This is a genomic window from Marinobacter alkaliphilus (assembly GCF_055394375.1).
The window spans coordinates 578,540-603,410 of record NZ_AP043751.1 but is presented as its reverse complement, the minus strand read 5'-3'; the positions used below and the strand labels follow the sequence as shown (position 1 = coordinate 603,410).

20 protein-coding genes are annotated in these 24,871 nt (G+C 58.2%); 12 read left to right on the top strand and 8 right to left on the bottom strand.

Annotated elements, in window-relative coordinates; translation table 11 throughout:
* Nucleotides 1–168 precede the first annotated feature (168 nt).
* Both ACZ5Q2_RS02780 and ACZ5Q2_RS02775 read left to right on the top strand, forming a co-directional pair.
* Nucleotides 169–1,857, top strand: coding sequence for an arylsulfatase (locus ACZ5Q2_RS02780; protein WP_061332481.1), 1,689 nt, complete (start codon nt 169–171; stop codon nt 1,855–1,857).
* A gap of 33 nt (nt 1,858–1,890) precedes the next feature.
* Nucleotides 1,891–2,919 carry a porin gene (locus ACZ5Q2_RS02775; protein ID WP_061332480.1) on the top strand — a complete coding sequence of 343 codons (1,029 nt, stop codon included), beginning with the start codon at nt 1,891–1,893 and terminating at the stop codon, nt 2,917–2,919.
* Between the two features lie 33 nt (nt 2,920–2,952).
* On the opposite strand, the gene ACZ5Q2_RS02770 is transcribed toward ACZ5Q2_RS02775, so the two are convergent.
* Nucleotides 2,953–3,942 carry a helix-turn-helix domain-containing protein gene (locus tag ACZ5Q2_RS02770; protein WP_061332479.1) on the bottom strand — a complete coding sequence of 330 codons (990 nt, stop codon included), beginning with the start codon at nt 3,940–3,942 and terminating at the stop codon, nt 2,953–2,955.
* Between the two features lie 186 nt (nt 3,943–4,128).
* On the opposite strand from ACZ5Q2_RS02770, the gene ACZ5Q2_RS02765 reads away from it, so the two are divergent.
* Nucleotides 4,129–6,219: a tetratricopeptide repeat protein gene (locus ACZ5Q2_RS02765; protein ID WP_082780576.1), complete on the top strand. Its 2,091-nt coding sequence runs from the start codon at nt 4,129–4,131 to the stop codon at nt 6,217–6,219.
* 36 nt (nt 6,220–6,255) lie between these two features.
* On the opposite strand, the gene ACZ5Q2_RS02760 is transcribed toward ACZ5Q2_RS02765, so the two are convergent.
* From ACZ5Q2_RS02760 to ACZ5Q2_RS02730, 7 genes are all read right to left on the bottom strand, one after another.
* Nucleotides 6,256–7,644, bottom strand: a complete 1,389-nt coding sequence (locus ACZ5Q2_RS02760) for an SLC13 family permease (protein ID WP_061332477.1) — start codon at nt 7,642–7,644, stop codon at nt 6,256–6,258.
* Nucleotides 7,645–7,668: 24 nt separating this feature from the next.
* Complete coding sequence (locus tag ACZ5Q2_RS02755; protein ID WP_061332476.1) at nt 7,669–8,241, bottom strand: antibiotic biosynthesis monooxygenase; 573 nt, start codon at nt 8,239–8,241, stop codon at nt 7,669–7,671.
* Nucleotides 8,242–8,310: 69 nt separating this feature from the next.
* Complete coding sequence (locus ACZ5Q2_RS02750; protein ID WP_061332475.1) at nt 8,311–9,642, bottom strand: DUF1329 domain-containing protein; 1,332 nt, start codon at nt 9,640–9,642, stop codon at nt 8,311–8,313.
* Between the two features lie 18 nt (nt 9,643–9,660).
* Nucleotides 9,661–11,604 carry a DUF1302 family protein gene (locus ACZ5Q2_RS02745; protein WP_061332474.1) on the bottom strand — a complete coding sequence of 648 codons (1,944 nt, stop codon included), beginning with the start codon at nt 11,602–11,604 and terminating at the stop codon, nt 9,661–9,663.
* Nucleotides 11,605–11,645: 41 nt separating this feature from the next.
* The gene (locus ACZ5Q2_RS02740) at nt 11,646–14,111 is read right to left on the bottom strand and encodes an efflux RND transporter permease subunit (RefSeq protein WP_061332473.1); all 2,466 of its coding nucleotides are present in this window, start codon (nt 14,109–14,111) and stop codon (nt 11,646–11,648) included.
* An 11-nt stretch (nt 14,112–14,122) separates the two neighbouring features.
* Entirely contained in the window at nt 14,123–15,115 is a 993-nt protein-coding gene (locus tag ACZ5Q2_RS02735; protein ID WP_061332506.1) for a WD40/YVTN/BNR-like repeat-containing protein, read from the bottom strand.
* 261 nt (nt 15,116–15,376) lie between these two features.
* The gene (locus tag ACZ5Q2_RS02730; protein ID WP_058092977.1) at nt 15,377–17,080 is read right to left on the bottom strand and encodes a sigma-54-dependent Fis family transcriptional regulator; all 1,704 of its coding nucleotides are present in this window, start codon (nt 17,078–17,080) and stop codon (nt 15,377–15,379) included.
* 370 nt (nt 17,081–17,450) lie between these two features.
* Between ACZ5Q2_RS02730 and ACZ5Q2_RS02725 the strand changes: the two genes are divergently transcribed.
* The 9 genes from ACZ5Q2_RS02725 to ACZ5Q2_RS02685 all read left to right on the top strand — a co-directional run bounded on the left by ACZ5Q2_RS02725 (nt 17,451) and on the right by ACZ5Q2_RS02685 (nt 24,866).
* Complete coding sequence (locus ACZ5Q2_RS02725; protein ID WP_061332472.1) at nt 17,451–17,711, top strand: phenol hydroxylase subunit; 261 nt, start codon at nt 17,451–17,453, stop codon at nt 17,709–17,711.
* A gap of 55 nt (nt 17,712–17,766) precedes the next feature.
* Nucleotides 17,767–18,768, top strand: coding sequence for an aromatic/alkene monooxygenase hydroxylase subunit beta (locus tag ACZ5Q2_RS02720; RefSeq protein WP_061332471.1), 1,002 nt, complete (start codon nt 17,767–17,769; stop codon nt 18,766–18,768).
* Complete coding sequence (locus ACZ5Q2_RS02715) at nt 18,765–19,034, top strand: MmoB/DmpM family protein (protein WP_061332470.1); 270 nt, start codon at nt 18,765–18,767, stop codon at nt 19,032–19,034. Before ACZ5Q2_RS02720 ends, ACZ5Q2_RS02715 begins: the two co-directional genes overlap by 4 nt.
* 14 nt (nt 19,035–19,048) lie before the next feature.
* Nucleotides 19,049–20,584 carry an aromatic/alkene/methane monooxygenase hydroxylase/oxygenase subunit alpha gene (locus tag ACZ5Q2_RS02710; protein WP_432210478.1) on the top strand — a complete coding sequence of 512 codons (1,536 nt, stop codon included), beginning with the start codon at nt 19,049–19,051 and terminating at the stop codon, nt 20,582–20,584.
* A gap of 72 nt (nt 20,585–20,656) precedes the next feature.
* A complete protein-coding gene (locus ACZ5Q2_RS02705) occupies nt 20,657–21,016 on the top strand; it encodes a phenol hydroxylase subunit P4 (protein WP_113880255.1) in 360 nt (119 codons plus the stop codon).
* Nucleotides 21,017–21,026: 10 nt separating this feature from the next.
* On the top strand, nt 21,027–22,088 hold the full coding sequence (locus ACZ5Q2_RS02700) for an NADH:ubiquinone reductase (Na(+)-transporting) subunit F (RefSeq protein ID WP_432210479.1): 1,062 nt from the start codon (nt 21,027–21,029) through the stop codon (nt 22,086–22,088).
* 12 nt (nt 22,089–22,100) lie between these two features.
* Nucleotides 22,101–22,430 carry a 2Fe-2S iron-sulfur cluster binding domain-containing protein gene (locus ACZ5Q2_RS02695; RefSeq protein ID WP_061332466.1) on the top strand — a complete coding sequence of 110 codons (330 nt, stop codon included), beginning with the start codon at nt 22,101–22,103 and terminating at the stop codon, nt 22,428–22,430.
* Nucleotides 22,431–22,435: 5 nt separating this feature from the next.
* Nucleotides 22,436–23,359 carry a catechol 2,3-dioxygenase gene (locus ACZ5Q2_RS02690; RefSeq protein WP_432210480.1) on the top strand — a complete coding sequence of 308 codons (924 nt, stop codon included), beginning with the start codon at nt 22,436–22,438 and terminating at the stop codon, nt 23,357–23,359.
* 46 nt (nt 23,360–23,405) lie between these two features.
* Entirely contained in the window at nt 23,406–24,866 is a 1,461-nt protein-coding gene (locus ACZ5Q2_RS02685; RefSeq protein WP_432210481.1) for a 2-hydroxymuconic semialdehyde dehydrogenase, read from the top strand.
* Nucleotides 24,867–24,871 lie beyond the last annotated feature (5 nt).

The following is a 24,871-nucleotide window of genomic DNA, read 5'->3' as shown; positions in this document are numbered from 1 at the left end:
GCGAATTACCACCACTACCTAGCGTAATCGGGTGTGTTGCGTCTCAGAGAATGTTGCGCATTTATGACAATGGCTGCGCATACGGGATAACCCCTACCCCTAAACCCTCAGCAGAATGAAGTTGACCACACACTGGTGGCACAACAACGAACTGATTGAGGGCATAGCATGTACAAAAACAACACGCTGCTTCGTCGGTTGGGGCTTGCCCTGGGGTTGGTGGCAGCGTCTACGCTGGCATCAGCCAACCAGGCTGAAAAACCCAACTTCCTGCTGATTATCGCCGATGACCTGGGCTATTCAGACATCGGCGCGTTTGGGGGCGAGATTGAAACCCCGAGCCTGGATGCCCTGGCCAATGAAGGCATCCGGATGACCAACTTCCACACCGCACCCACCTGTTCCCCGACCCGGTCCATGCTGTTTTCCGGCACCGATAATCACCGCGCCGGTATCGGCAACATGGCCGAGCTGCTGACGCCGGAACAGAAAGGGCAGCCAGGCTACGAGGGCCACCTGAATGATCTGGTGGTGACTCTGCCTGAGGTACTGCGGGATAACGGGTACCACACATCCACCACCGGTAAATGGCATCTTGGCCGGACTGAGGCGCTGAGCCCCAATGCGCGTGGGTTCGACGAATCCTGGGTGCTGGTGCAGGGTGGCGCCAGCCACTTTGATGATGGCCGCGCGATTATCGGGGTCGATCCGAAAGCCATATACCTGGAGAACGGCAAGCAGGTAGAAGTGCCCAAGGGCTTCTTCTCTTCCGACTTCTACGCCGACAAGGCCATCGAGTACGTTAACGCGGCCGGCGACAAGCCGTTCTTCCACGTGTTGTCGTTCACCGCACCCCATTGGCCCCTGCAGGCGCCGGATTCCTACATCAAGAAATACGAGGGTCGTTACGACGAGGGCTATGAAGCCATTCGCCAGCAGCGCCTGGGCAAGATGAAAGACATGGGGCTGGTTGGGCATGAACTCGCCGCCAACGTACCTTTTGACCAGCTGCCGAGCTGGGATGAGCTGACCGATGAGCAGCGCAGGATCGAAGCCCGAAAGATGGAGATCTACGCCGCCATGGTGGACAACATGGACGAGAACATCGGCCGTGTTATTGGTCACCTGGAAAAAGCTGGCAAGCTCGATAATACCGTGGTCATGTTCATGTCCGATAACGGCGCAGATGGCAACAGCCCGGAAGTGTTGCCCCGCAACAAGGAATGGATTGCCTCTGAGTACGACAACAGCTTCGAGAACATGGGCCGTCGTGACTCCTACATCTGGTATGGCGCCCAGTGGGGACAGGTAAGTGCCACGCCTTGGCCGATGTGGAAAGGCTACCCAACCCAGGGTGGTTTTCTGGTGCCGGCTATCCTCAGCCTGCCGGGCAAAGACGCCAACGGTGAAATCAACCACGAGTTTTTCCATGTGATGGACATCATGCCGACGTTCCTGGAACTGGCGGGTATCGATGTTCCTACCAGCCCCTACAAGGGCCGGGAAGTGTTCGAGGTTCAAGGCATTTCGATGGTGCCCGGCCTGAACGGTAACGCGCCGGAAAACCGGGTTGTTGGATGGGAGCTCTATGGCCGTTCGGCGGTGCGCATGGGTGACTGGAAAATTCGACTGATGGAGCCACCTTATGGCCCGGGCGAGTGGCAGCTTTTCAATCTGGCTGTTGATCCTACTGAAACCACGGACCTGGCCAGCAAGGAACCTGAAAAGCTGAAACAACTGCTGGCTGAGTGGGACAAGTACGTCAAGCGCAATGGCGTGATCGCAGCTGACCCTGCCGACATGCGGAGAGTTGGATACAGCTTCACCACCTGCCTGTACGGCAAGTGTGTTGAGTAACCCGACCCCATGTCAGAAAACAGGAGATACGCCATGAAACTGAAACAGACACTGCTGGCGGCTGCGGTATGCGCAGCCGCCGCCACCCCGGCCCTCGCGGTCGAGCTGGATAAACCGAACTTCTACGGGAACCTGAATGCCGGTGCCCTGAAGATCGAAGGAAAAGACGCGGAAGCAGAAGCTTTTGAACTTGAACTCGGGTTGCAAGGCAAAGCGGCCATCGATCAAGGCCTGAACCTGAACTACGCCGTTGAGGTGGACCTTGCCTGGGCCGCCAACAGCGCCGATGACCCCACCACCGGCCGTGATGGTGAAGCCGATGTGCATGTGAAAGAGGCCAAGTTCTGGCTGCCAACCCGCTACGGGTTGTTTGTGGCGGCGCCCCGGGGCACCAGTGGCCAGTGGACGGATATCTACGGGCCAATCAACCACTATGAATACAACGTGTCCCGGGCAGACCCACGGCCCGATGGCATCTTCGCCCAGCCGGATCGGACCTCAGGTACCTTTGCCTACCATACCCCCTGGTTTATGAAGACCAAGCTGGTATTCGCGGCGATCACCCTGAACGACAGTAACGGTAAAGATGCCGATGGTCGCTCGGTGCGACTGGTTCATAAGGGCGACAACCTCGGATTCGCCATCGGAACCACTCAATTGGTGCAGGAGCAACTGCCGCCGTTTGCCACGGATGATTACCTGATCTCTGCCGCTGGCGTGAGTTACCAGCTGGGTGGTCTGGCCCTGGGTGCGGTTTGGGAAAACAACCGGAATGCGCCATACCCACTGGACCCGCAAGGCAAGGCCGATTTTGATTCCTACGGTGTCTCTGCCCAATACATCACCGAAGGCGGTGCTGGCATAGCGGTGGGCTACAAGGAAAAGGATCACGATTACTCGGCGGCGGACAACTCCGTCTACACCGTGAAGCTCGAGCAGCGAATCACCCCTCAGGTGAAGGTATGGGCAGAAACCGGCCAATACGATAAGCCGGTTGTCAGCCCGCAAGGGGCGCTCGTGACCGATACCAATTACGCCATTGGCTTTAACCTAACCTTCTGACTCTGAAAGCGTCTTGCCCGGGGAGATTCGGCATTAAACCGAATCGAGCCGGGCCTTTTTACTGACCACAACCCGGGATGCACGGCACTGCCGCAGGGTTTCCGAAGGCAGCTCGCCAAAGGCTTCGTGGTACTGGCGGGTAAAGTGGCTCAGGTGGTTGAAGCCGAAGGAAAACGCCGCATCGCCGATGTTGATGTCGGGGCTGGTTCGGAGTAACTCCCGAACGCCTTTGAGTTTGTGGCACAGAATAAACTTTGCCGGCGTGGTGTTGAGGTAGGTACGAAACCCGGATTCCAGCGACCGCCGGCTGGCGCCGGTGATCCGCAGCAGGTCGCACACCGAGATAGGTTCGCGAATATGCGCCAGTATCCATTCCGTTGCCAGGCGAATCCGGCTCGGGAGTATCGACGGGTTTTCCAGGCCCTCACGGTGCAACTGGTTGGCAAATTGTGCCAGCAGCAAGCCTTCCCACTGGGACTGAACCGCCGGGTCTATCCGCCCCTGACAGATTTCGTGTTGTTGCGCCAGGCAGGTAATGGCGTTTCTCAACACCAGGGCGTCTTGATGATTGCCGGGGATAAAGGCGTTGGTTTCCCTGAGAAAGCTGAGGTCCGGGACACCCAGGGTGTCGATCAGTTTCTGGCGCGCCAGGCTCATCACCACGGCCCGGGTGCCTTTTTCCCAGACCAGGTCTGCCTGCTTGCCCGGCGCTGTCAACACCAGGCTGTCGGCTGGCACGTTGGTATCCAGGGATTTGCAATAGATGTTGCCCGACAGCACCAGAACCGCGTGAAAGGTCTGCTGGGTTTCGGACTGAATGTGAACCTTCTCGGACCACATGGCGCCGAACAGCGAGCTGCTGCCCACGGGCTGCAAGGTTAGCAGGTTCTCGGCCCGGCCGTTGTGAGACAGAGGGGCAACCTCGCGGTCTTCAATGTGGGCATTGATGAAGGCCTTTGCCTCCTCAAAATCGGGAGAGCGCACACCCACGTTGTATCGGAATGGAACCTGTTTTTCGTTCATGGCGGAGTCGTTGTTTTTGTGTGTTCAGCCAATGGGATCTTAGCGATCTTTATCATAAATCAAGCAAGCGGCAGGCCACATCCCGAAAGTTGGGCCAGCCTTTGCAAGTCGTGGGCTTACAGGGGTGGTCGCAGGATATTCCGGGAATTCGGGTTTATGATCTGGTGAAATGGGTGCTGAAGTAACATGGAATTGAACGATATGATGAAGCGAGGCTGGAGGCTATTAGCCATCGGTCTGCTGGTGCTGACCGGCGGTACCGCTGTGGCCGACCCTTCTGTTTGTGTGGATTGCCATGAAGGGGAAGTGGCCGAATGGTCCCGCTCCCAGCACGCCGTCGCCATGGCGGAAGCCAGCCCGGAGGCGGTGGCCGGTGATTTCTCCGGCGCCCACTATCAAGACTCAGAGCTCGCCGTTCAATTCCTGGAGAAAGACGGGCAATTCGTTATTCACACCCGGGAGGGTGACGAAAAACGCCAGTGGACCGTCCGCTACACCTTCGGGGTTTACCCGCTGCAACAGTACCTGATTGATATTGGCGATGGCCGCCTTCAGGCTTTCAACATTGCCTGGGATACCCGCAGCAAGTCCGAGGGTGGCCAACGCTGGTTCCGGTTAGACGAACCGGGGCAGAACCGGCCCGGTGATGCCATGCACTGGACCGGCATTTACCAGAACTGGAACAACCAATGCGCCGATTGCCATTCCACCGGGCTGGAGCGTAACTACGCCCCGGTGGAAGACCGATACCACACCGAGTGGCAGCACGTGGCCGTGAGTTGCACCGCTTGCCATGATGCGGCTCTGGACCATGCCTCTGCGCAGCAAAGCGGAGACTCCCTGGCCGCCGGTGTGCAACTGGCGGCGGTGGGGGCCTGGCTGGTGAGCGAAGGAAAACAGCCACCTCGCCTGAAAGGGGCCAAGCCTGGTTCCAAACAGGTGGCCACCTGCGGCCAGTGCCATTCCCTGCGCACCAGCCTGACGGATTCCGCCGGTGGCCAGGTACACGACCAGTTCAGCCTGAGCCGGCTGGACCAGCCGCTGTATTACTCTGATGGGCGAGTCCGGGAAGAGGTATTTGTGCTGGGCTCCTTTGAACAAAGCAAGATGTTCCAGGCCGGTGTTGTCTGTAGCGACTGCCATAACCCCCATACCGGCAAGCTCAAGATTGAAGGCAACGGTGTCTGTGCCCAGTGCCACAACGCCGGTGACTACGATACCCCGGATCACCACCATCACCCCCGCAACAGCGAAGGTGAGCAGTGCGTAAGCTGCCACATGCCCGAAGCCACGTTTATGGGAATCGATGACCGGCGGGAGCACAGTTTCATGGTGCCCCGGCCAGATGTGTCGAAGGCATCCGGCAGCCCTGATGTTTGCCTGGCGTGCCACACAGACCGGGATCGTGCCTGGTCGATGGACACCGTCGGGAGCTGGTATCCGGATCTTTACCAGCCGGACACGTGGCATCACGTTCAGCAACGTAACCTGGCAGAGGTTCTGGCCTATCTGGCCGATGAGGGCGAGCCTGCCATTCGCCGGGCAACGCTGCTGGAACAGCACGGGGACGCCCTCGTGGCCCGGCACATGTCGGTGGTGGCGCGTCTGGCCCAGAGCGATCATGCGGTGATCCGCGAGAGCGCCTATCGTGTGCTCAGGCATGGCGAGACGGGCTGGGTCCGGAGCCTTGCCGAGCAGGGGTTGGCTGATGAATCACTGGCGGTCAGGCTGGCGGCCTTTGAATCCATGGTGTGGAGCGGCAGCCTGCCGGACTCCGAACGCTGGGCCGGGGTCAAGCGGGAATACGAGCACTATGTTGATATGCAGTCAGACCTGCCCGCGGGCAGTGTGCTGAAAGCCCGATACCTGATGGCCGGGGATTATGTCTACAAGGCTGAGCAACAACTCAAACGTGCACTGGCCAAAGACCGGGGCTATGTGCCCGCCACCATCCTGCTGACCGATATTCTCCGTTCCGGCGACCGTAACCTGGAAGCGGTCCGGGCCATTGATCAAACCCTGGAACACAGCCCTGACGAACCCCAACTGATTCACCTGCGGGGGCTGATCCGCATTCGCCTGCAAGACTACCCGGCGGCGCTGGCGGATCTGGAACGGGCCCATCAACTGGTGCCCGGCCAGTGGCTGTTTGGCTACCGGTACGCGGTTGCGCTGTTCCAGCTGGACCAGAAGGACAAAGCCCGGCAAGTGACCCAGGCCCTGTTGCAACAATACCCCGATAACGCACAATTGCGGGCACTGATGAACCACCTGTAGGGACAATCAGAACCGGGGCTGGGGCGCGCTGTCGCCTCAGATCCACCCCAGCCACTTCCACCACAGGTAATCCAGCGGAAACAGAATCACGATGGTGAGGGCGGCCAGTATCAGGCACAACCGGGCGGCATGGCGCATGGGAATTCCGGCCAGGGGCATGGCCATCATCAGGGGCACGGACTGGTAGGTGAAGATGATGGTGGAGAAGCCCAGAACCTGGGTCATCAGCACCGCTTCCAGGCTGAAGCCGGTCATCTCGCTCATGGCGCCAGCCAGAGGGGTGAGCGTTGCCGGAATGCCGGCCAGGGTGGTGACCATGCCGGTCGCGGTTGCCGCCAGTGACAGGGTAAGGAAGTTGGCCAAATCCCGCCCCGGCTCCAGCGGCAGCCAGGCCAGTACATGGCCGCCCAGAATGCCGCTGATGTTCTGATGGTTGATCAGCCCGGCAATGCCCAGCAGGCCGGCCACCACCAGAATCGAGCTGATATTCACTTTCTGGTTGAAGCTCTGGGTGCAGATCATGCCAATACCGGGCATCAGCAGCAGGGTGGCTGCCGCCAGGCCAATCCACGCCGCCGATATCTGGTGCCAGGTGTCGGTCAGCCAGAACCCGAGGGTCACCAGAAGAATCACCATCAGCCGCGATTCCGTGAAGTTGAAAGGCCGGCCGGGGCCCGCTTGCGGAGCCGGTTTCGGGCTGTCCGGGTACAACCGCACCAGCACAACCACCAGCAGGATGGCCTTGAGGATGCCCAGCACCGGAAAGTGCAGCAACAGGTATTCCCCGAACATCGGGCTCCAGCCATGAATCTTCTCGGCAGAGCCGATCATGATCATGTTCGGGACATTGGCGGGCAGAATGGCAAAGGTGGGCAGATGGCTGCCGAAGGCCGCCGCCAGCCCGACGGCTTTCTGGCCGTTGCTGCCAGGCTCAAAGCCACAGCTGTGGGCGATGGTCAGCGCGATGGGGATAAACAGAACAATACGCCCCACCGAGGACGGCATGACAAAGCCCAGCACAATGCCAATCACCACGATGCCGGCGATCAACCGGGTATAGCTGGCATCCAGGTGGCGGGTAAACAGGTCTGACACCCGCTGGGCCAGGCCGGTTTCCGAGATGGCAATGCCGATCACCAGCCCCGACACAATCAGCCAGCAGGCGGTTGAGGTGAGCCCGGAAAACACCACCTCGGCCGGGGCCAGCGACAACAGCATGGCCAGGGTCAGCACCAGCAGGGCAGTGACAAACTCCGGCATGGCGCCGGTGGCGAACAGCACAAGCCCGGCCATCACCAGCAAGGCCGATAGCAGCTGCGGGCCTTCAAACCAGTCCACCACCGGGCTGAACAGCAACGCTGCAGACAATAATGGAATCAGGGCCAGCGCGAGCCACTGAGACCGGCTAACAGGCAGGTTGGTCATTGCCGGGTAAGATCCTTCTTGCCGTTAACGAACATCGTGGTTCTTTTTCGGAAACAGCCAGAAGGCAAACCAGCGGGTCATCCGTGGCATCAGCACGTAGCTCATCAGCAGCATGACCACGATGGTGACCGCCATGGTGCGCAGCAGCAGCGGGATCTGTGCCAGCAGGTCGCCAAAGAGCAGGAACACCAGGGTGACGGCGGGATACAGGGCCAGCCAGCTGACGAAGGTCATTTTCCACTTGGGTGGCGGTTTGACCGGGTTCTGACCGGGCAGGGTAAACCAGGTGACAATGCCAGAGGTGACTTCCCGCTCACTGGGTTTTGCCAGCAGCGCTTCAATCTGCTCAAGCAGTTCGGCTCTTTCGGGGGAGTCTTCCCAGGCGGTCAGGGTGTCCCGGTCCCTGAACTTGAAGACAATCCGGTATTCCGGGTCATCCGGCGAGGAGGGCCGGAACATGGTGGCACCCAGATAACCCGGGAAGCTGGCGGCCCTTTCGGTCATCTGGCTGCTGAGTTGCTCAAAGGCCGATTCCTCACCTTTTTTTACCCGGCGGGAAACCACCACTGTGAGGGGAGTGTGGAGTGCGTCTGACATATTCTACGCTCCGAAATGAAAAAGGGGCCCGTACAGCGGGCCCAAAGGAGAGCAACTACGACTTGCCGATCAGCTGCCTGTTGCGCGCATGTGTTGCACGTTGAACATTTGTGGCGGTGACATCTCCGGGTCAACCTGGCCCTTGAACTGGCCGGTGGTGCAGTGGCTGGCCTGAACATCGATCATGCTAAAGCTGTCATCGATAGACACGCCGCTGCCCTTGTTCTTGGGCAGGTGATGGTCCGGATGGGCCTGACCGATGGTGAAGGTTTTCCACATGCTGCCCTTGCGGTCATAAGACACCGTGCGCGGGATAGTGAAGGTCTGGGCGTCCATGTAGTGAACCCGGCGCGACAGCGGGTGGCTGTCATCCACCGGCACCGATTCCACTTCGTAGACCTTGCGCAGCTGCCAGGTGATGTTTGGGAAGCAGCCACCCTGGCCGCCGAAGGCCACAACCTGGTAGCCATCGCTGTCCTGGTGGGTCTCGGTATCCAGTTCCAGGTCGTTGTGGTTGTAGAACGGCATCAGCATGTTCCGGGTGCCTTTGTAGGTCCAGTTCATGTCTGAAATTCGGCCGTTGTAGCCCTCAAAGTCCTCGATCATCAGGTCTGAGCCGAGGAAGGCATCGGTTACCTGGCCGGTGGCCAGGCGACGAACCCGGCGCTGGAAGCCCAGGTACAGCCAGGAGTTGTCGCGCTTGAGGTCATCTGCGGCGCGGTGAATCAGCAACTGGGTGTTGCGCACATCGGCCGGGTCCAGTACCTGCACGTAGATGGCACGGAACAGGTCAGACGGGTTGGGGGTGATTTCCGGCGTCGGTTCCTGGTTTACCCGACCCTTGAAGTTCAGGAAGTGGAAGTTGAACTTGATGGTGCGCTCCAGCTTGCCGGAGTTCATGTCCCGGTACTTCCAGTAGAACGGGTAAATGGCGGCGCTGTCGCCCCAGTTGTAACCGTACTTGTAGTTCCACGCCAGCTTCTCGCCAGCGCGCGGGTCGTTGGCATCCGGCTCTTCCGGGAACGGGCGGCCGGCTTGCCAGCCGTTGATCTCACCCACTTGGTCACCCAGCGATACCTGGCCAAGGGCGGCGCGGGTGGCGTCAATGTATCCTTCATTTAATCCGAAGGAGGTGGTGTCACCCACAGTGATGGAAGTCCAGCCATTCTCGATAAACGTGTAGAAGGCCGGGTCAATCACATCTTTGAATTCAGCCACGTTAGACTGGTCGATCACCAGGCCGGTGTTCAGGCCCTCTTTCGTAGGCACCGAATCGTTATATGGGAAAAAAGAGTTCTCGATAACGTCGTCACTGGCATGGGCCAGTGAGGCCAGCATGCCGGTGGCCAGGCCGGCGGCCAAGCACCGGGAAAGCAGCGTTGGTTTGGTTAGGGTTCTCATGGTTCTGTCCTCTTGTAATCAGAAGCTGTAACGGGCGGTCAGCTGAATTTCATCTTCCTTCTGGGCCATGCCGATGGGGCCGGATTGGAAGCGACCGAGCGGTTCATAGCCGGAGAGACCTGCGGATTCACCCGGCTGGTGTCCGACAACGCCCGGGGTTTGTGTGAACGGATCCCAGGGGTTACAGGAGCGGCAGTCGTCAAACTTGCGGGCGCCAGTGCCCACTTTGAAGTTGCCGCCGGCGGTCAGTTTGAACCGATCGGTCACCAGCCATTCAACAGACGGTGCAAGGGCGGTGGCCTGGGCACGGAAATCGTGAGCGGTGATGAGCTGGGGGCTGAGCCGGCCATTCATGTAGAAGCCCTTGATCAGCAGTGTCGCGGTCCAGTTGTGTTCCCAGTCGGGGATACCGGCCTCGCCGTAGGTGCGCTGCTCACGTTCGTGATCCAGAATGTGCTGACCAAAGATCTGGCCTGAGAACAGGAACGCCTGGCTTTCGTTCAGCGCCGGGATGAAGATGTTCTTGTCTGCACCGATCACGTAACGCAGAACATCGGATTCGGAGTAGAGCCGTTCACGGAGGGTGTTGGCGAACTCCTCACCGGAGGTATAGGCGGTTTCGACCCGGAATACGGTATCGATGCCTTGTGAGTAGTAATCGAGGGAACCGCCCACCAGGTTGACCCGCGGGAAGTGAATGTCGAACGCAATCAGGCTCGGCCAAACGCCGGTTTCACCTGTGAACCCGTTCTGGGCGGGTATGCCTCCACGGAGCGAGGGCAGCTGTGAACGGTAGGTCAGCGCATTCAGCGAGAAGCCAAGATCGCCGTAAACCCCTTCCATCTTCAGACCAAGCTGGGTGTTGGACAGGCTCCAGCTGGGCATGTGCGCCTTGCGGATACCGATCTGGCCAGGGCCGAAGTCTGTTGCCAGCCCCCCGTCAGGAGTGGCGCCCGCGAAGTTGGCCACGGTGCCACCATTCTCCCAGAGGTTATTCATGCCCCGGAAAAAGCAGCCGGCATCCAGAATCACATTTGGCTGGCCACACTGGCCAATGTCATGGGGCCGGAACTTGTCGAAGTTCCAGACCACCTGGAAGTTCAGATCATCAAACGCCAGGCCGTCGAAGACTTCGGTGGGCCCCATGCGGTAGTCGGTACGAACCATCCACATCGGAATCCGGATATCTTCCAGTTCGTCGTAGATGTTGTTGCGGGAGAAGTCGACCGGGTTGATCACATCGAGCACCCGGAACAGGTCGGTTCGGCCCCAGATCACCTGCTGTTTACCCACACGAGTACTCAGGATATTACCGTTGGAGAAGTTAATGTCGAAATCGGCGTAGAGTTCACGGATGAAGTCGGCCCGGTCGTTGAATTCCTGGAACCTCATCTCATTTGAATCTTTATCCAGGTAGCCCTGGATACAGCCCCGGTCGTCTTTGTCGCAGGGCCGGACGGGAACACCAAAGGCTACGCCGTTGTCCTGCCCGTGCAGGTGTTCGCCCAGTACCACCATGCCGTCGTTCGGGTTTTGGGTAGTGTCAAAGCCGAAGGTGTTTCCCGGCGGCAAGGGGATCGCGCTGGCAGGACTGCCAACACCGCTGCCATGGGGTACGGAGCCCTGGGCAAGATCCTGTAATTGAATCGGCCCGCCGGCGTTACGGCCATACTCGTCATCATTCAGATCATAAACACCATCGTAACTACCCCGCAGGATGGCGTTGAAGCGAACGTTACTGAAGATGCCCATGTCGCCAGCGCGTTTCTGAGCCTCTAACTGAAGGGTGTTACGGAACTTGGAAAGGCCAACGCCCTCCCGCCCGTAGGTTGCGTTTTCCACGTAGCCGTTAAAGCGGGTGTCTTCCGCGGCCACGGTGGTGGTCATTGGTAGCAGCGCCAGACTGGCCCCACCCGCCAGGGTGTAGCACCAGAATCTCAGGCCTCTTGTTTTTATTTGCATGGCTTGTCCTCGTTACAGGTTTTGGGGAGTTGGTACCGGGCTCAGGCCCGGTACGGTTCTCCTGGCACAAATCCGTCTTCCTGCTTCATGGCTGGAGCGGAAGAGGGAGTTGATTTCGGGGTTCTGTGGTCGGAATGCAGGATGCCGTCTTCATCGGCGTACACATCGGTGATAAAACGGGGGCGGAAACTGAGCACCCAGGAAGGCACCAGCAGCATGGCGGCCAGGCCGTTGATCACGATCATCACGCACAGCAGCAACGCGGCATCGGACTGGAAACGCAGGTCAGAGAAGATCACCCACATCACGATGCCGGCCATCAGGGTGAGGGCGGTAAAGCTGATGGCCATACCGGTGGTGGATATTGCGCGACGCACCGCCTCGCGAAGATCCTGGCACTTGGCCATTTCTTCCCGGATGCGATCCATCATGTAGATGGAGTAATCGATACCCACACCAATGCCAACGGCAATCACCGGTACCGTGTTGATATCAATGCTCAGCCCCTTGATGCCCATGTAGGCGTAGGTCAGCGTGGTGGCGAACAGCATCGACAACAGCATCATCAGCCCGGCGTGCCAGGAGGTGTAGAACAGCATCACGAAGATGAAAATCAGCAGGAACACCAGGGGCAGAACAATCACGTTGGTTTCGAACGCGGACTCGTTCATGGCGGCGGCCACACCCAGGGTGCCACCGGCAAGGCGGATGTTCAGACCCTCCACGCTGTCGCCGTTCGCGTCAATCCACTCCTTGGCCATGTGAATGGCGCGGCGGATGGTCTCGCCCTGGCGGTCCTTGTAATAGAACACCAGGTTGGCGACGCGGTCGTCGGTATCGTTGAACTCGTCCAAAGCGCCGGGAACCGGGCTGGAAGCCATGTAGGTGAACATCAATCCGCCCACGTAGCCGGCATCGTGGGGAATCTGGTACCAGCGGGGGTCGTCGTTGTGCATCAGGCGGTTAACCTGCTTGATCAGGTCTGGCAGGCCCTTGGTGCCGCCTACTTCCGGGTCGAGCAGCATATGAGCTTGCAGATCGGACAGTGCCGCCAGCACTTCCGGCCGCTTCAGACCGCCGTTCTCGCTGGTTTCGGCAACGATGTAGAGTTCCTCGGAACCCGGAAAGCGGTCGTTAACGATTCTGGAAGAGAGGTTGTAATCGTGGTCCGGATACAGAATTGGAGAGCCTGGTTCGGAATCACCAATCTGCACATTGGAAGACGCCAGCAAGCCTCCGAGCATGGCGACCGCGGCGAACGCCAGTATCAACCGTGCCGCCCCCGGTTTGGTGACCGTACGGGAGCAGGTGGAACCAATGTGACGCAATGCGGTTTCCCGGATTTCCGGATTTTTCGGGGTGGGCAGAATGGAGAGCAGCAGCGGCACACCAATCAACACCGTGAACACCACGGTGATCGCCCACAGGGACGCGTAAATGCCCAGGTGGGTGTTCAGGGGAATCGAGCCAATGGCAATCAGGGACAGGCCGATGGCATCTGACACCACGCCCAGTGAGCCGGGGCGGAACAGGCTGTCGAAGGTAGCTTTGGCTGCCTTGGGGCCGCTGCCCAATACCAGGGTTTCGGCGTAGTAGCGCTCGACCAGCTGCACCCCGTGGCTCATGGCCCGTGCGGCGATCAAAAAGGGGATTACCAGCCCAAGGGGGTCAAGGTTGTAGCCCAGCAGGCTGATAATCCCAAGCCCCCAAATCGTTGAGACCAGAACGCCTCCAAGGGGGATGAGCACACCGTACGCTTTACGGAAATGGAAGATCAGAAGGGCCAGCATGGTCAGCACGGTGAAAATGAAGATCTGCAGGATCTGATCCATGTAGGTATAGGCCCAGCCCACCAAGACTGGTTGGCCGGTGGCGTAGATATTGACGCCTTCGGCGGCTTCATTGGCCCGAAGCTGCTGGAGTTGGGCGAAGGTTGTTTCGTAGTCCAGTTGGCCTTCAATCAGCTGGGCTTTCACCAGGGCCATCTTTAGGTCCGGTGACACCAGGGGGCCGTAAACCCGCGGGTTGGCAGCCACATCCGCACGCATGGCTTCAAGAGCCTCCGGTGAGTACAGGCCCCGGGTGGAATCGTAGTAAGGCTCGGAGTTGATGCTGCCGACTTCCGTCAGCCACACCTTCCGGGAATTGCGGTGGGTAACGCTGGACACCAGGTTGTGGTTGACCCCCGGCAGGCTGTCCACCGCTTGGGTAATGCGATCAATCCGCGCCAGGTTCTCGTTGGTGAAAATGTCCCCTTCTTCGAATTCAACACCAACCACCAGCACGTTGGCGCCGCCAAAGCTGTCTTTGATGCTGTTGTGCAGCTCAATGTAGGGGTGCTGTTGCGGCAACAGGTCCGCGAAATCGGTGAAAATCTTGAGCCCCGGAATGCGCAGGGCAAACATCAGGGTGAGAATGGCAATTAACGACAACACCTTGCGTGGATTGTTGAAGATCCACACTTCCAACAGGTGCAGCAAATGCGTGAAACGATGCAGTTGGGACATGGTGGGAATCCTCAGTCTTTACTGGCGGCAAGGGCCGTGGGGAGTTCAAGGTCGAAGAGCAGGCCCCGGCCACCGGCCACCAACAGGCGATGGTCTGGCAGAGCCAGCCCGGCTCTCAGGTAGAGTGGTTGGCTGGATTCCGAGATCTTTCTCCAGCCGGCATCGCCCAGTTTCAGTACCGTGGCGTTATCGGCCAGGGCGTAGACGGCACCTGCACCCGGAATGAAGCCAAACACCGGTGCGGAGGTTTCGGTCGGCACCTGATCCCAGCTCTCACCGCCGTCCGTGGTGTGATAGATGAAGCCGTTCAGGCCACCTACCCAGCCTTCAGACTCAGATGCGAAGTAACTGGCGTGAATGTAGAACTCGTCCGGAGCACGGCCGGCGATTTCCCAGTTCATGCCACTGTCGTCGCTGCGTAGAACCAGCCCGTATTCGCCGGTGGCGATCACCTGCTCGTCACTGACAAACTGGAGATTGTTGATGATGGCGTCTTCGTAGAGAGAGGTTTCGTCCCAGTTTTCGCCTTGATCGGTGCTGAACTGAACGGTGGTAAAGCTGCCTGCGGCGACCCAGCTACCATCGGGCCCGCAGGCCGCGGTCATCATCTGCTCCTGGCTGGGCATGGCGTGGGCTGTCCACTCGGATGCATCGGCTGTGCCGTGCCAGATGTGGTTGTCGAAGGCCAGCGCGATAAAGGAGTTGTCGGGGCACACATCCATGGCCAGGAAACTGCTGGCGGCGTCGACCGGTAGCCGCTTCCAGGTATCGCCTTGGTCATCACTGGCCAGGAGAACCCCATCATTGCCAGACACCACAATCACCTGGTGGTTGCTGGCCATGGCCTGGTAGAAATCTGTGCGTTTTGAGGGTTGCTCTGAAACCGCCCTGACGGATTCCAGATTAAGCGGTGCTTCGCACCCGGTCAGGATAAGCGACGATGCGCCGACCATCGCGACAGCCACCGTCGTTTTGCGCTTCGAGCGCAGGAAAGCGTTTTGCATTGTTTTGTCACCGTCTTTGTTGTTGTGAAAAGCGACTGACAATGCCATCAGCAACGGCTGTGCCATTTGGAATGGTGATTGATTAACGTATTGAATAATATGTAAATATTTTGTTTCTAGAAGGGTTGGAGGCAAAAGCAGAGGGGGGCTGTCAGGGTTTTATTTTAATCAAATGATCAAGTGATCTGGCGGGTTGTCCATTTCGTAAGGCGGCGGTCAAGTGTTGCAACATCCCTGTTGCTGCAAGAGTCAGGTTGCTGGTCAGCTTTCAACAAGAATGCCGGATTTCTTCAGGCGGTAAGCTAGGGCGGGGCGAGTGAGGCCCAGCAGTCGGGCGGCTTTGGAGACGTTCTGATTGGCTTGCTCCATGGCTTGGCGCATCAGGGTTTCCTCTACCTCATCCAGGCTTATTCCAGCCCCCAGAATCGTATCTGACCAGCTGCTCGTGCCGCCTTCCGGTGGGCCGGACCGCATATTGCCTTCTTCATCAATACGCTCACCTGGCTGTTTGTCCGTCGCGGGCGGAGTCACAAACAGGGCATCCTGACTGATGGTTTCGTTGTTGTCGGTCAGGATCACCCCCCGCTCAATCACATTCTCCAGTTCCCGGATATTGCCCGGCCAGTGGTAGCTCATGCACAGCGACAATGCCTTGTCGGAGAGGCCAAGCGTGCGCTTCTCGTACTGGGCGTGAAACTTTTCAAGAAAGTGCCCCACCAGCAGAGGCAGGTCTTCCAGGCGATCCCGCAAGGCCGGAATCTGTACCGGGAACACGTTGAGGCGATAGAACAGATCGGCCCGGAACCGGCCTTGCTCGACCGCTTGCTCAAGGCTTTCATTAGTCGCGGCAATCACCCGGACATTCACCTTGCGGGTACGGTTGTCGCCCACCCGCTCCAACTCGCCCTCCTGCAGAACCCGTAACAGGGTTGCCTGGGCCCGAGGGGTCAGTTCAATCACTTCGTCCAGAAAAATCGTGCCGCCGTGGGCGCGTTCGAAGCGACCCTCACGGGCCTGGTTGGCGCCGGTATAGGCGCCTTTTTCCACCCCGAACAGCTCGGCTTCAATCAGGTCTGGCGGAATGGCAGCGCAGTTGACGGCGATGAACGGGCCGTCAGCCCGCTCGCTGCGGAGGTGAACACTCTTGGCGATGACCTCCTTACCAACGCCGGTTTCACCGAGCAGCAGCACAGACACCTTGCCCTGGGCTGCCTTGTCGATCATCTTGCACACTTTGTTATAGGAAGCCGACTGGCCGATGCCGTAGTACTGGCCCTGCTGTCGCTGCAGGGTACTGCGCAGGGAGTTCAGTTGCTCCTGCAGGTCGTAGAGCTCTTCAATGATCGGGTCTGCTTTGAAGTGGCGGGAAAATTCTTTTGCATCCGGCCATTCCTCTGCCGGTTTGCCTTCAATAATGCATTTCTCGTCGCCACAACCCCGACAACTCACCTCCCGGAAGATAATTTCCCGCCCCATGAATGACGATGTATAGGCGCAGGCGTACCCCAGCAAAACCCAGCAGGCCGGCTCGCTCATTTGCCCCAGTTCGGTTTTGCAGATTTCCACTTCCCAGGAGTCAATCCATTCAAGGCGGCCATAGAAATCGCCGGTTTCCTGGTCCAGATCGATTTCCAGCGGGATCACCTTGACCATGCCTTTGAGCGAGTGTAACTGGGGGCCTGCCAGGAAAATGTCCAGCTCACTGCAATGCGGGCGAAGTTTGCGGGCCAGCTCGGCATCTTTCAGACCAGACAGATAACCCAGCCGCAGAAAGAACCCCTTGGCTCTCTCTGCGCCCATGCTGTTGACGATCTCACGGCGAAACGCACCCAGAGAGGTGAGGTTCATCAGCAGCATCCGCTGCTCGCCAAACCAGATCTTGCCTTCCGAGCTTTGGAAATGAATCTGCTCCGTCAGATCCTTGAAATCGGTGTAGTTCAGTTGTGGCTTGTAACTGACAGCCATGGTCGGAGACCCCTTTTATAGTTGTAGGCGGGGAACAGCTCATTCGGAGCTCGTTAATTGATCATCTAACACCTGATCAAGGTCAAAAATCAACCAAATAGTAAAAAAATGGAGGTGATCGTTGAATTGGGCCTTGGTCTGAGCATTTGGTCAGATCACCCTTGGTTTTGATCATTTGGTGAAAAAAGAACCCCTCTCGAGCCGAAGTTCGGAGCTCGTTTTAACCGCTTGAAGCGTTCGTTTGATCCTGAAAAACCTATCAAAAACATTGGTCTACATACTTTCTCGTGGTGGTCGTCTCCGAAGTGGCACAGCCGTTGCTCAGTACACTGCAAGCCGACCACAAACATAAACATAAACGGGGCTCACTATGACGAACCAGCCAGAAGCCAAGACCTTTAACGAAATGACCCGCTATATCCGGGTCCGCAGCGAGCCAGGTGACAAATTCGTGGAATTCGATTTTGCGATTGGTTATCCGGAGCTGTTCGTCGAGCTTGTGCTGCCACGGGAAGCCTTCGAGATCTTCTGCAAGCACAACAACGTGGTCCATATGGATTCGGACATGATCCGCGAGATCGACGAAGACATGGTCAAGTGGCGCTTCGGAGAGCGCGGCCAGCGTTATTGAGCCAAACAAGCAACACCCACAATCTGATCCACAAAAACAAAACGGAAAGGTTGATATGAGTATCGAAATCAAAACCACCTCGATGGAACCCATTCGTCACACCTACAGCCACATTGCGCGCCGATTTGGTGACAAGCCGGCGACTCGCTATCAGGAAGCGAGCTACGACCTGGAGGCGAAAACCAACTTCCACTATCGCCCCCAATGGGATTCCCGATACGAGCTCAATGATGATCGCCGTACCGCCATCCGCATGGACGACTGGTACGCGGTGTCTGATCCCCGCCAGTACTACTACGGCGCCTACGTAGGCAACCGGGCCAAAATGCAGGAGTCCGCCGAGACCAGCTTTGGCTTTTGCGACAAGCGCAACTTGTTGACCCGCCTGCCCGAAGAAACCCAGAAGCTGTTGCTGCGCCTGATGGTGCCCCTGCGCCATGTGGAACTGGGCGCCAACATGAACAACAGCAAGATCGCTGGTGACGCTGTAGCCACCACTGTTTCCCAGATGCACATCTACGCCGCGATGGATCGTCTGGGCATTGGTCAGTACCTGTCTCGCATTGCTCTGATGATTGACGGTAGCACCGGTAAGGCACTGGACGAGTCCAAAGGCTACTGGATGGATGACGAGCTGTGGCAGCCCATGCGCAAACTCGTGGAGGACACCCTGGTCGTTGATGACTGGTTCGAACTGACCCTGGTTCAGAACATTCTGTTGGATGGACTGATGTACACCCTGGTGTACGACAAAATGGATGCCTGGCTTGCGACTCAGGGTGCGGAAGACGTTTCCATGCTCACCGAGTTCATGCGCGACTGGTACAAAGAATCCCTTCGCTGGACCAACGCCATGATCAAAGCCGTCGCCGGTGAGAGCGAAGCCAATTGCGAACTGCTCCAGACGTGGATCGATCAGTGGGAGCCGCAGATCTATAGCGCTCTCCAACCACTGGCAGAAGCCTCGGTGGGTATTGACGCTCTGGATGAAGCCCGGGCGGAGCTTTCTACCCGCCTGAAGAAATTCGGACTGCAGAGTAGGGGAGTCTCAGCATGAGCCAGTTGGTATTCATTGTATTTCAGGACAACGATGACTCTCGCTATCTCGCCGAAGCGGTTATGGAGGATAACCCTCATGCGGAAATACAGCACCAGCCTGCGTTGATCCGGATCCAGGCTGAGAAGCGCCTGGTGATAAATCGGGAAACGATGGAAGAAAAGCTGGGGCGCGATTGGGATGTTCAGGAAATGCTCGTAAATGTCATCAGCATCGGCGGCAATGTCGATGAGGACGATGACCATTTTATTCTTGAGTGGAAATAATTGGGAGAATCATCATGGCTGTTCAAAACAAGAAATTGAATCTCAAAGACAAATACCAGTATCTGACCCGCGACATGGGTTGGGAGCCTACCTACCAGAAAAAAGAAGACATTTTCCCGCACGAGGACTTTGAAGGTATCAAGATTACCGATTGGTCTCAGTGGGAAGACCCATTCCGTCTGACCATGGATTCGTACTGGAAGTATCAGGCGGAAAAAGAGAAGAAGCTGTACGCCATTTTTGATGCGTTTGCCCAGAATAATGGCCACCAGAACATTTCAGACGCTCGCTACGTCAACGCCCTGAAGCTGTTCCTCGGTGGCGTATCTCCGTTGGAACATGGGGCCTTCCAGGGATATGCCAAGGCAGGTCGTCAGTTCAGTGGTACTGGTGCGCGGGTGGCTTGTCAGATGCAGTCGATTGACGAGTTGCGTCATTCGCAGACCCAGCAACACGCCATGAGCCATTACAACAAGCACTTTAACGGCCTGCATGATGCAGCGCACATGCACGACCGGGTGTGGTTCCTGTCGGTGCCCAAGTCGTTCTTTGACGATGCCCGCACCGCTGGTCCTTTCGAATTCCTGACCGCCATTTCGTTCTCGTTCGAGTATGTGCTGACTAACCTCTTGTTCGTTCCGTTTATGTCGGGCGCCGCATACAACGGCGACATGGCCACCGTGACCTTCGGCTTCTCTGCCCAGTCAGACGAAGCACGCCACATGACTCTGGGCCTGGAGGTGATCAAGTTCATCCTGGAGCAGCACGAAGACAACGTGCCCATTGTTCAGCGCTGGATCGATAAGTGGTTCTGGCGCGGATTCCGCCTGCTCAGCCTGGTCAGCATGATGATGGACTACATGCTGCCGAACAAGGTGATGAGCTGGGCCGAGGCCTGGGAAGTGTATTACGAGCAGAACGGTGGAGCCCTGTTCAAGGATCTGGAGCGTTACGGCATCCGTCCGCCCAAGTACCAGGACGTGGCCAACGATGCCAAGCATCACCTGAGCCACCAGCTGTGGACCACTTTCTACCAGTATAGCCATGCCACCAACTTCCATACCTGGGTTCCAGAGAAGGAAGAAATGGACTGGATGTCTGAAAAGTACCCGGACACTTTCGACAAGTATTACCGTCCGCGCTACGAGTTCCTGGCGAAAGAGGCCGCCGCTGGCCGTCGCTTCTACAACAACACCCTGCCGCAACTGTGCCAGGTGTGCCAGGTGCCGAACCTGTTCACCGAAATGGGCGCGCCCACCAAGTTGAGCCATCGTCAGTTGGTTCATGAAGACGAGCGTTACCATTTCTGCTCCGAAGCCTGCTGCGACATTTTCAAGCACGAGCCGGAAAAATACGTGCAGGCCTGGCTGCCGGTGCATCAGATCTATCAGGGTAACTGCGAAGGCGAAGATGTCGAGACCGTGGTGCAGAAGTACTACCACATCAACATCGGCGAGGACAATTTCGAGTACCTCGGTTCGCCGGACCACAAACGCTGGATGTCCATCAAGGGCGAAAAGCCTGCTGATGAGAACCAGGACGCCGCCTGATACTGACCCGGGAGTCGCCCGGTAGCCACTGGCGCCGGGCGAACCACCCACAAAAACAACAAGGTGACCATCATGAGTGTAAGCGCACTTTACGACTACAAGTTTGAACCGAAAGACAAGGTCGAAAACTTTCACGGCATGCAGCTGCTGTATATCTACTGGCCCGACCACCTGCTGTTCTGCGCGCCGTTTGCGTTGCTGGTGCAGCCGGATATGACCTTCCGTGCCCTGGTGGAGGAGATCCTCAAGCCGGCCACCGCAGCACACCCGGAATCTGCAAAAGCGGACTTCCTGAATGCTGAATGGCTGCTGAACGATGAGCCGTTCACCCCGAATGCGGATGCCACCCTGAAAGACCAGGGCATTGATCACAAGAGCATGCTGACGGTTACCACGCCGGGCCTGAAAGGCATGGCGAACGCCGGATACTGAGGGCACAGCTATGAGTCATACCGTTACTATCGAGCCGATTGGCGAGCAGATTGAAGTGGAGGAAGGCCAGACCATCCTCGCGGCGGCGCTCCGCCAGGGCGTCTGGTTGCCGTTTGCATGCGGTCACGGCACCTGTGCTACCTGCAAGGTGCAGGTGCTTGAGGGCGACGTCGAGATTGGCGACGCTTCACCGTTTGCCCTGATGGACGTGGAGCGAGGCGAAGGCAAGGTGCTGGCCTGCTGCGCCACAGTGGAAAGCGACGTGACCATCGAAGCCGATATCGATGTCGACCCGGACTTCGAAGGCTACCCGGTGGAGGATTACGTAGCGACAGTAACGGATATTGTTGACCTGTCGCCCACCATCAAGGGTCTGCACCTGAAACTGGACCGCCCGATGACCTTCCAGGCCGGCCAGTACATCAACATCGAAGTGCCCGGAGTTGAGGGTGCCCGCGCGTTCTCACTCGCTAACCCGCCAGGCAAGCCCGATGAAGTGGAGCTGCACATTCGCCTGGTTGAAGGGGGCGCTGCAACCACCTACATCCACGAGCAGCTGAAAGCAGGCGATGAACTGAACCTGTCCGGCCCCTATGGGCAGTTCTTTGTGCGCAGTTCCCAGCCTGGTGATCTGATCTTCATCGCGGGTGGTTCAGGGCTTTCCAGTCCGCAATCGATGATTCTCGACCTGCTGGAGCAGAACGACGAACGCAAGATCGTGTTGTTCCAGGGCGCCCGCAACCTGGCCGAACTGTACAACCGTGAATTGTTCGAGGCACTGGATCGCGACCACGACAACTTTACCTACGTGCCGGCCCTGAGCCAGGCCGAAGACGATGCCGACTGGCAGGGCTTCCGGGGTTACGTGCACGACGCCGCCAAGGAGCACTTTGATGGCCGGTTTTCCGGTAACAAGGCTTACCTGTGTGGCCCACCTCCCATGATTGATGCAGCGATCACCGCCCTGATGCAAGGCCGGCTGTTCGAGCGGGACATCTTCATGGAGAAATTCCTGACAGCGGCCGACGGTGCGGAAGACACCCAGCGTTCGGCCCTGTTCAAGAAGATCTGACCGGGAGGCGGTATGGCCGGGTTCCAGGTGTTCAACCGCACAACGGGTGACCACTTCACCTGCCAGGAAGGCCAGAGCGTGCTCAAGGCTATGGAACAGCTGGGTATGAAGTGTGTGCCCGTGGGCTGCCGGGGCGGTGGCTGCGGCTTTTGCAAGATCCGGGTTCTGGAGGGGGATTTCGAGTGCGGCAAGATGAGCAAGGTGCATGCCCCTCCTGAAGCCGTTGAAAAAGGGGAGGTCCTGGCTTGCCGGATCTACCCGCGGACCGACTTGACCATCGAGTGTGTGCCTCTGCCTGAGGCGGCGCTTGCGAAGCAAACAACAACAAAACCGTTGAGGTGATTGTCATGAAAAAAGGTGTAATGCGTCCCGGCCACGTTCAGATCCGGGTTCTCGATATGGGCGAAGCCGTCAAACACTACACCGAGCTGCTGGGCATGATCGAAACCGATCGTGACGACCAGGGCCGGGTGTACCTGAAAGCCTGGACCGAGGTAGACAAGTTCTCCCTGGTACTGCGTGAGGCAGATGAGCCGGGCTGCGACTTCATGGGCTTCAAGGTGGTGGACGAAGACACCCTGGTCAACCTGGAAAAAGACCTGGTGGCCTACGGTGTTGAGGTGGAGCAGGTGCCGGCGGAAGAACTGAAGGATTGCGGCCGCCGCGTTCGTTTCGCCGTGCCTTCCGGCCATGCCTTTGAACTCTATGCCGACAAGAAGTACACCGGCAAGTGGGGCGTTTCCAGCGTCAACCCGGAAGCCTGGCCTCGCGGCCTGCAAGGGATGAAGGCCGTGCGCTTCGACCATTGCCTGTTTTATGGGCCGGAGCTTGCCGCCGTTTACGACATCTTCGTGAATGTTCTGGGATTCGATCTGGCCGAGCAGGTGCTCGACCCGGAAGGCACCCGGATCGCCCAGTTCCTGACTGTGTCCATGAAAGAGCACGACATTGCCTTCATTCACCATGAAGAGAAGGGCAAGTTCCACCACGCGTCTTTCTTCCTGGAAACCTGGGAAGACGTGCTGCGGGCGGCAGACCTGATCTCCATGACCGATACCTCCATCGATATCGGCCCGACCCGTCACGGCCTGACCCACGGCAAGACCATTTACTTCTTTGACCCGTCCGGCAATCGCAACGAAGTGTTCTGTGGCGGCGATTACTTCTACCCGGACCACAAACCAGTGACCTGGCAGGCCGAACAACTTGGTAAGGCCATTTTCTACCACGACCGGGTACTGAATGAGCGTTTCTTGACGGTGTTGACCTGATCTGAGAACGCCCAAACAGGATTCAACTTTACAGGACTAGGCAGCAATGAAAGAGATCAAACACTACATCAACGGCCAATACGTCGGCTCTGCCAACGGAAAGCTGTTTGACAACGTCAACCCGGTGAACGGCAAGGTGATTGCCAAGGTTCACGAGGCTGGCCGCGATGAAGTGGATGCGGCCGTCAAAGCGGCCAGAGCCGCTTTGAAAGGCCCTTGGGGCAAGATGACCCTGGACGAGCGCACCCGGATTCTGCACAAGGTGGCCGACGGCATTAACGACCGCTTTGACGAGTTTCTGGAGGCGGAGTGCCTGGACACCGGCAAGCCCAAGTCCATGGCCAGCCACATCGACATCCCCCGGGGTGCCGCCAACTTCAAGGTATTCGCCGACATGGTCAAAAACGTGGCGGCAGAATCCTTTGAAATGGCCACGCCCGATGGCAGCGGCGCGCTGAACTACGCCGTGCGCCGTCCCAAGGGCGTGATCGGTGTGATCAGCCCCTGGAACCTGCCTTTGCTGCTGATGACCTGGAAAGTGGGCCCTGCATTGGCCTGTGGTAATACCGTGGTGGTTAAGCCGTCGGAAGAAACCCCGACCACCACCGCTCTGCTGGGCGAAGTGATGAAGGAAGCCGGCGTGCCGGACGGAGTGTACAACGTGGTGCACGGCTTCGGTGGCGATTCCGCCGGCGCCTATCTCACGGCCCACCCGGACGTAGACGGCTTCACTTTCACCGGTGAAACCGGCACCGGCGAAGTGATCATGAAAGCGGCCGCCAAGGGCATCCGGGATATCTCCCTGGAACTGGGTGGCAAGAACGCCGGCCTGGTGTTCGCAGACTGCGATATGGACAAGGCCATCGAAGGCACCATGCGCTCTGCATTCGTCAACTGTGGCCAGGTGTGCCTGGGCACCGAACGAGTCTATGTGGAACGTTCCATCTTTGACGAGTTTGTCTCCCGCCTGAAAGCGGAAGCAGAAAAGCTGCGTATCGGACCGCCCGATGACGACAAGGCCAATTTCGGCCCGCTGGTCAGCCTGAAGCACCGTGAAAAGGTGCTGTCCTACTACCAGAAAGCGGTGGACGACGGCGCCACGGTGGTGACCGGTGGCGGTGTGCCCGACATGCCGGAAGAGTACGCTGGTGGCGCCTGGGTGCAGCCCACGATCTGGACCGGCTTGCCGGACGATTCGGCGGTGATTACCGACGAAATCTTCGGCCCCTGCTGCCACATTCGCCCGTTCGACAGTGAAGAAGAAGCCATCGAGCTGGCCAACAGCCTGCCTTACGGCCTGGCGTCTGCGATCTGGACCGAGAACGTGAGCCGTGCCCACCGTGTGGCGGGTCAGATTGAGGCGGGCATCATCTGGGTGAACAGCTGGTTCCTGCGGGACTTGCGCACACCGTTTGGTGGCAGCAAGCAGTCTGGTATTGGCCGCGAGGGCGGTGTGCACTCCCTGGAGTTCTACACCGAAATGAAGAACGTCTGCATCAAACTGTGAGGTAG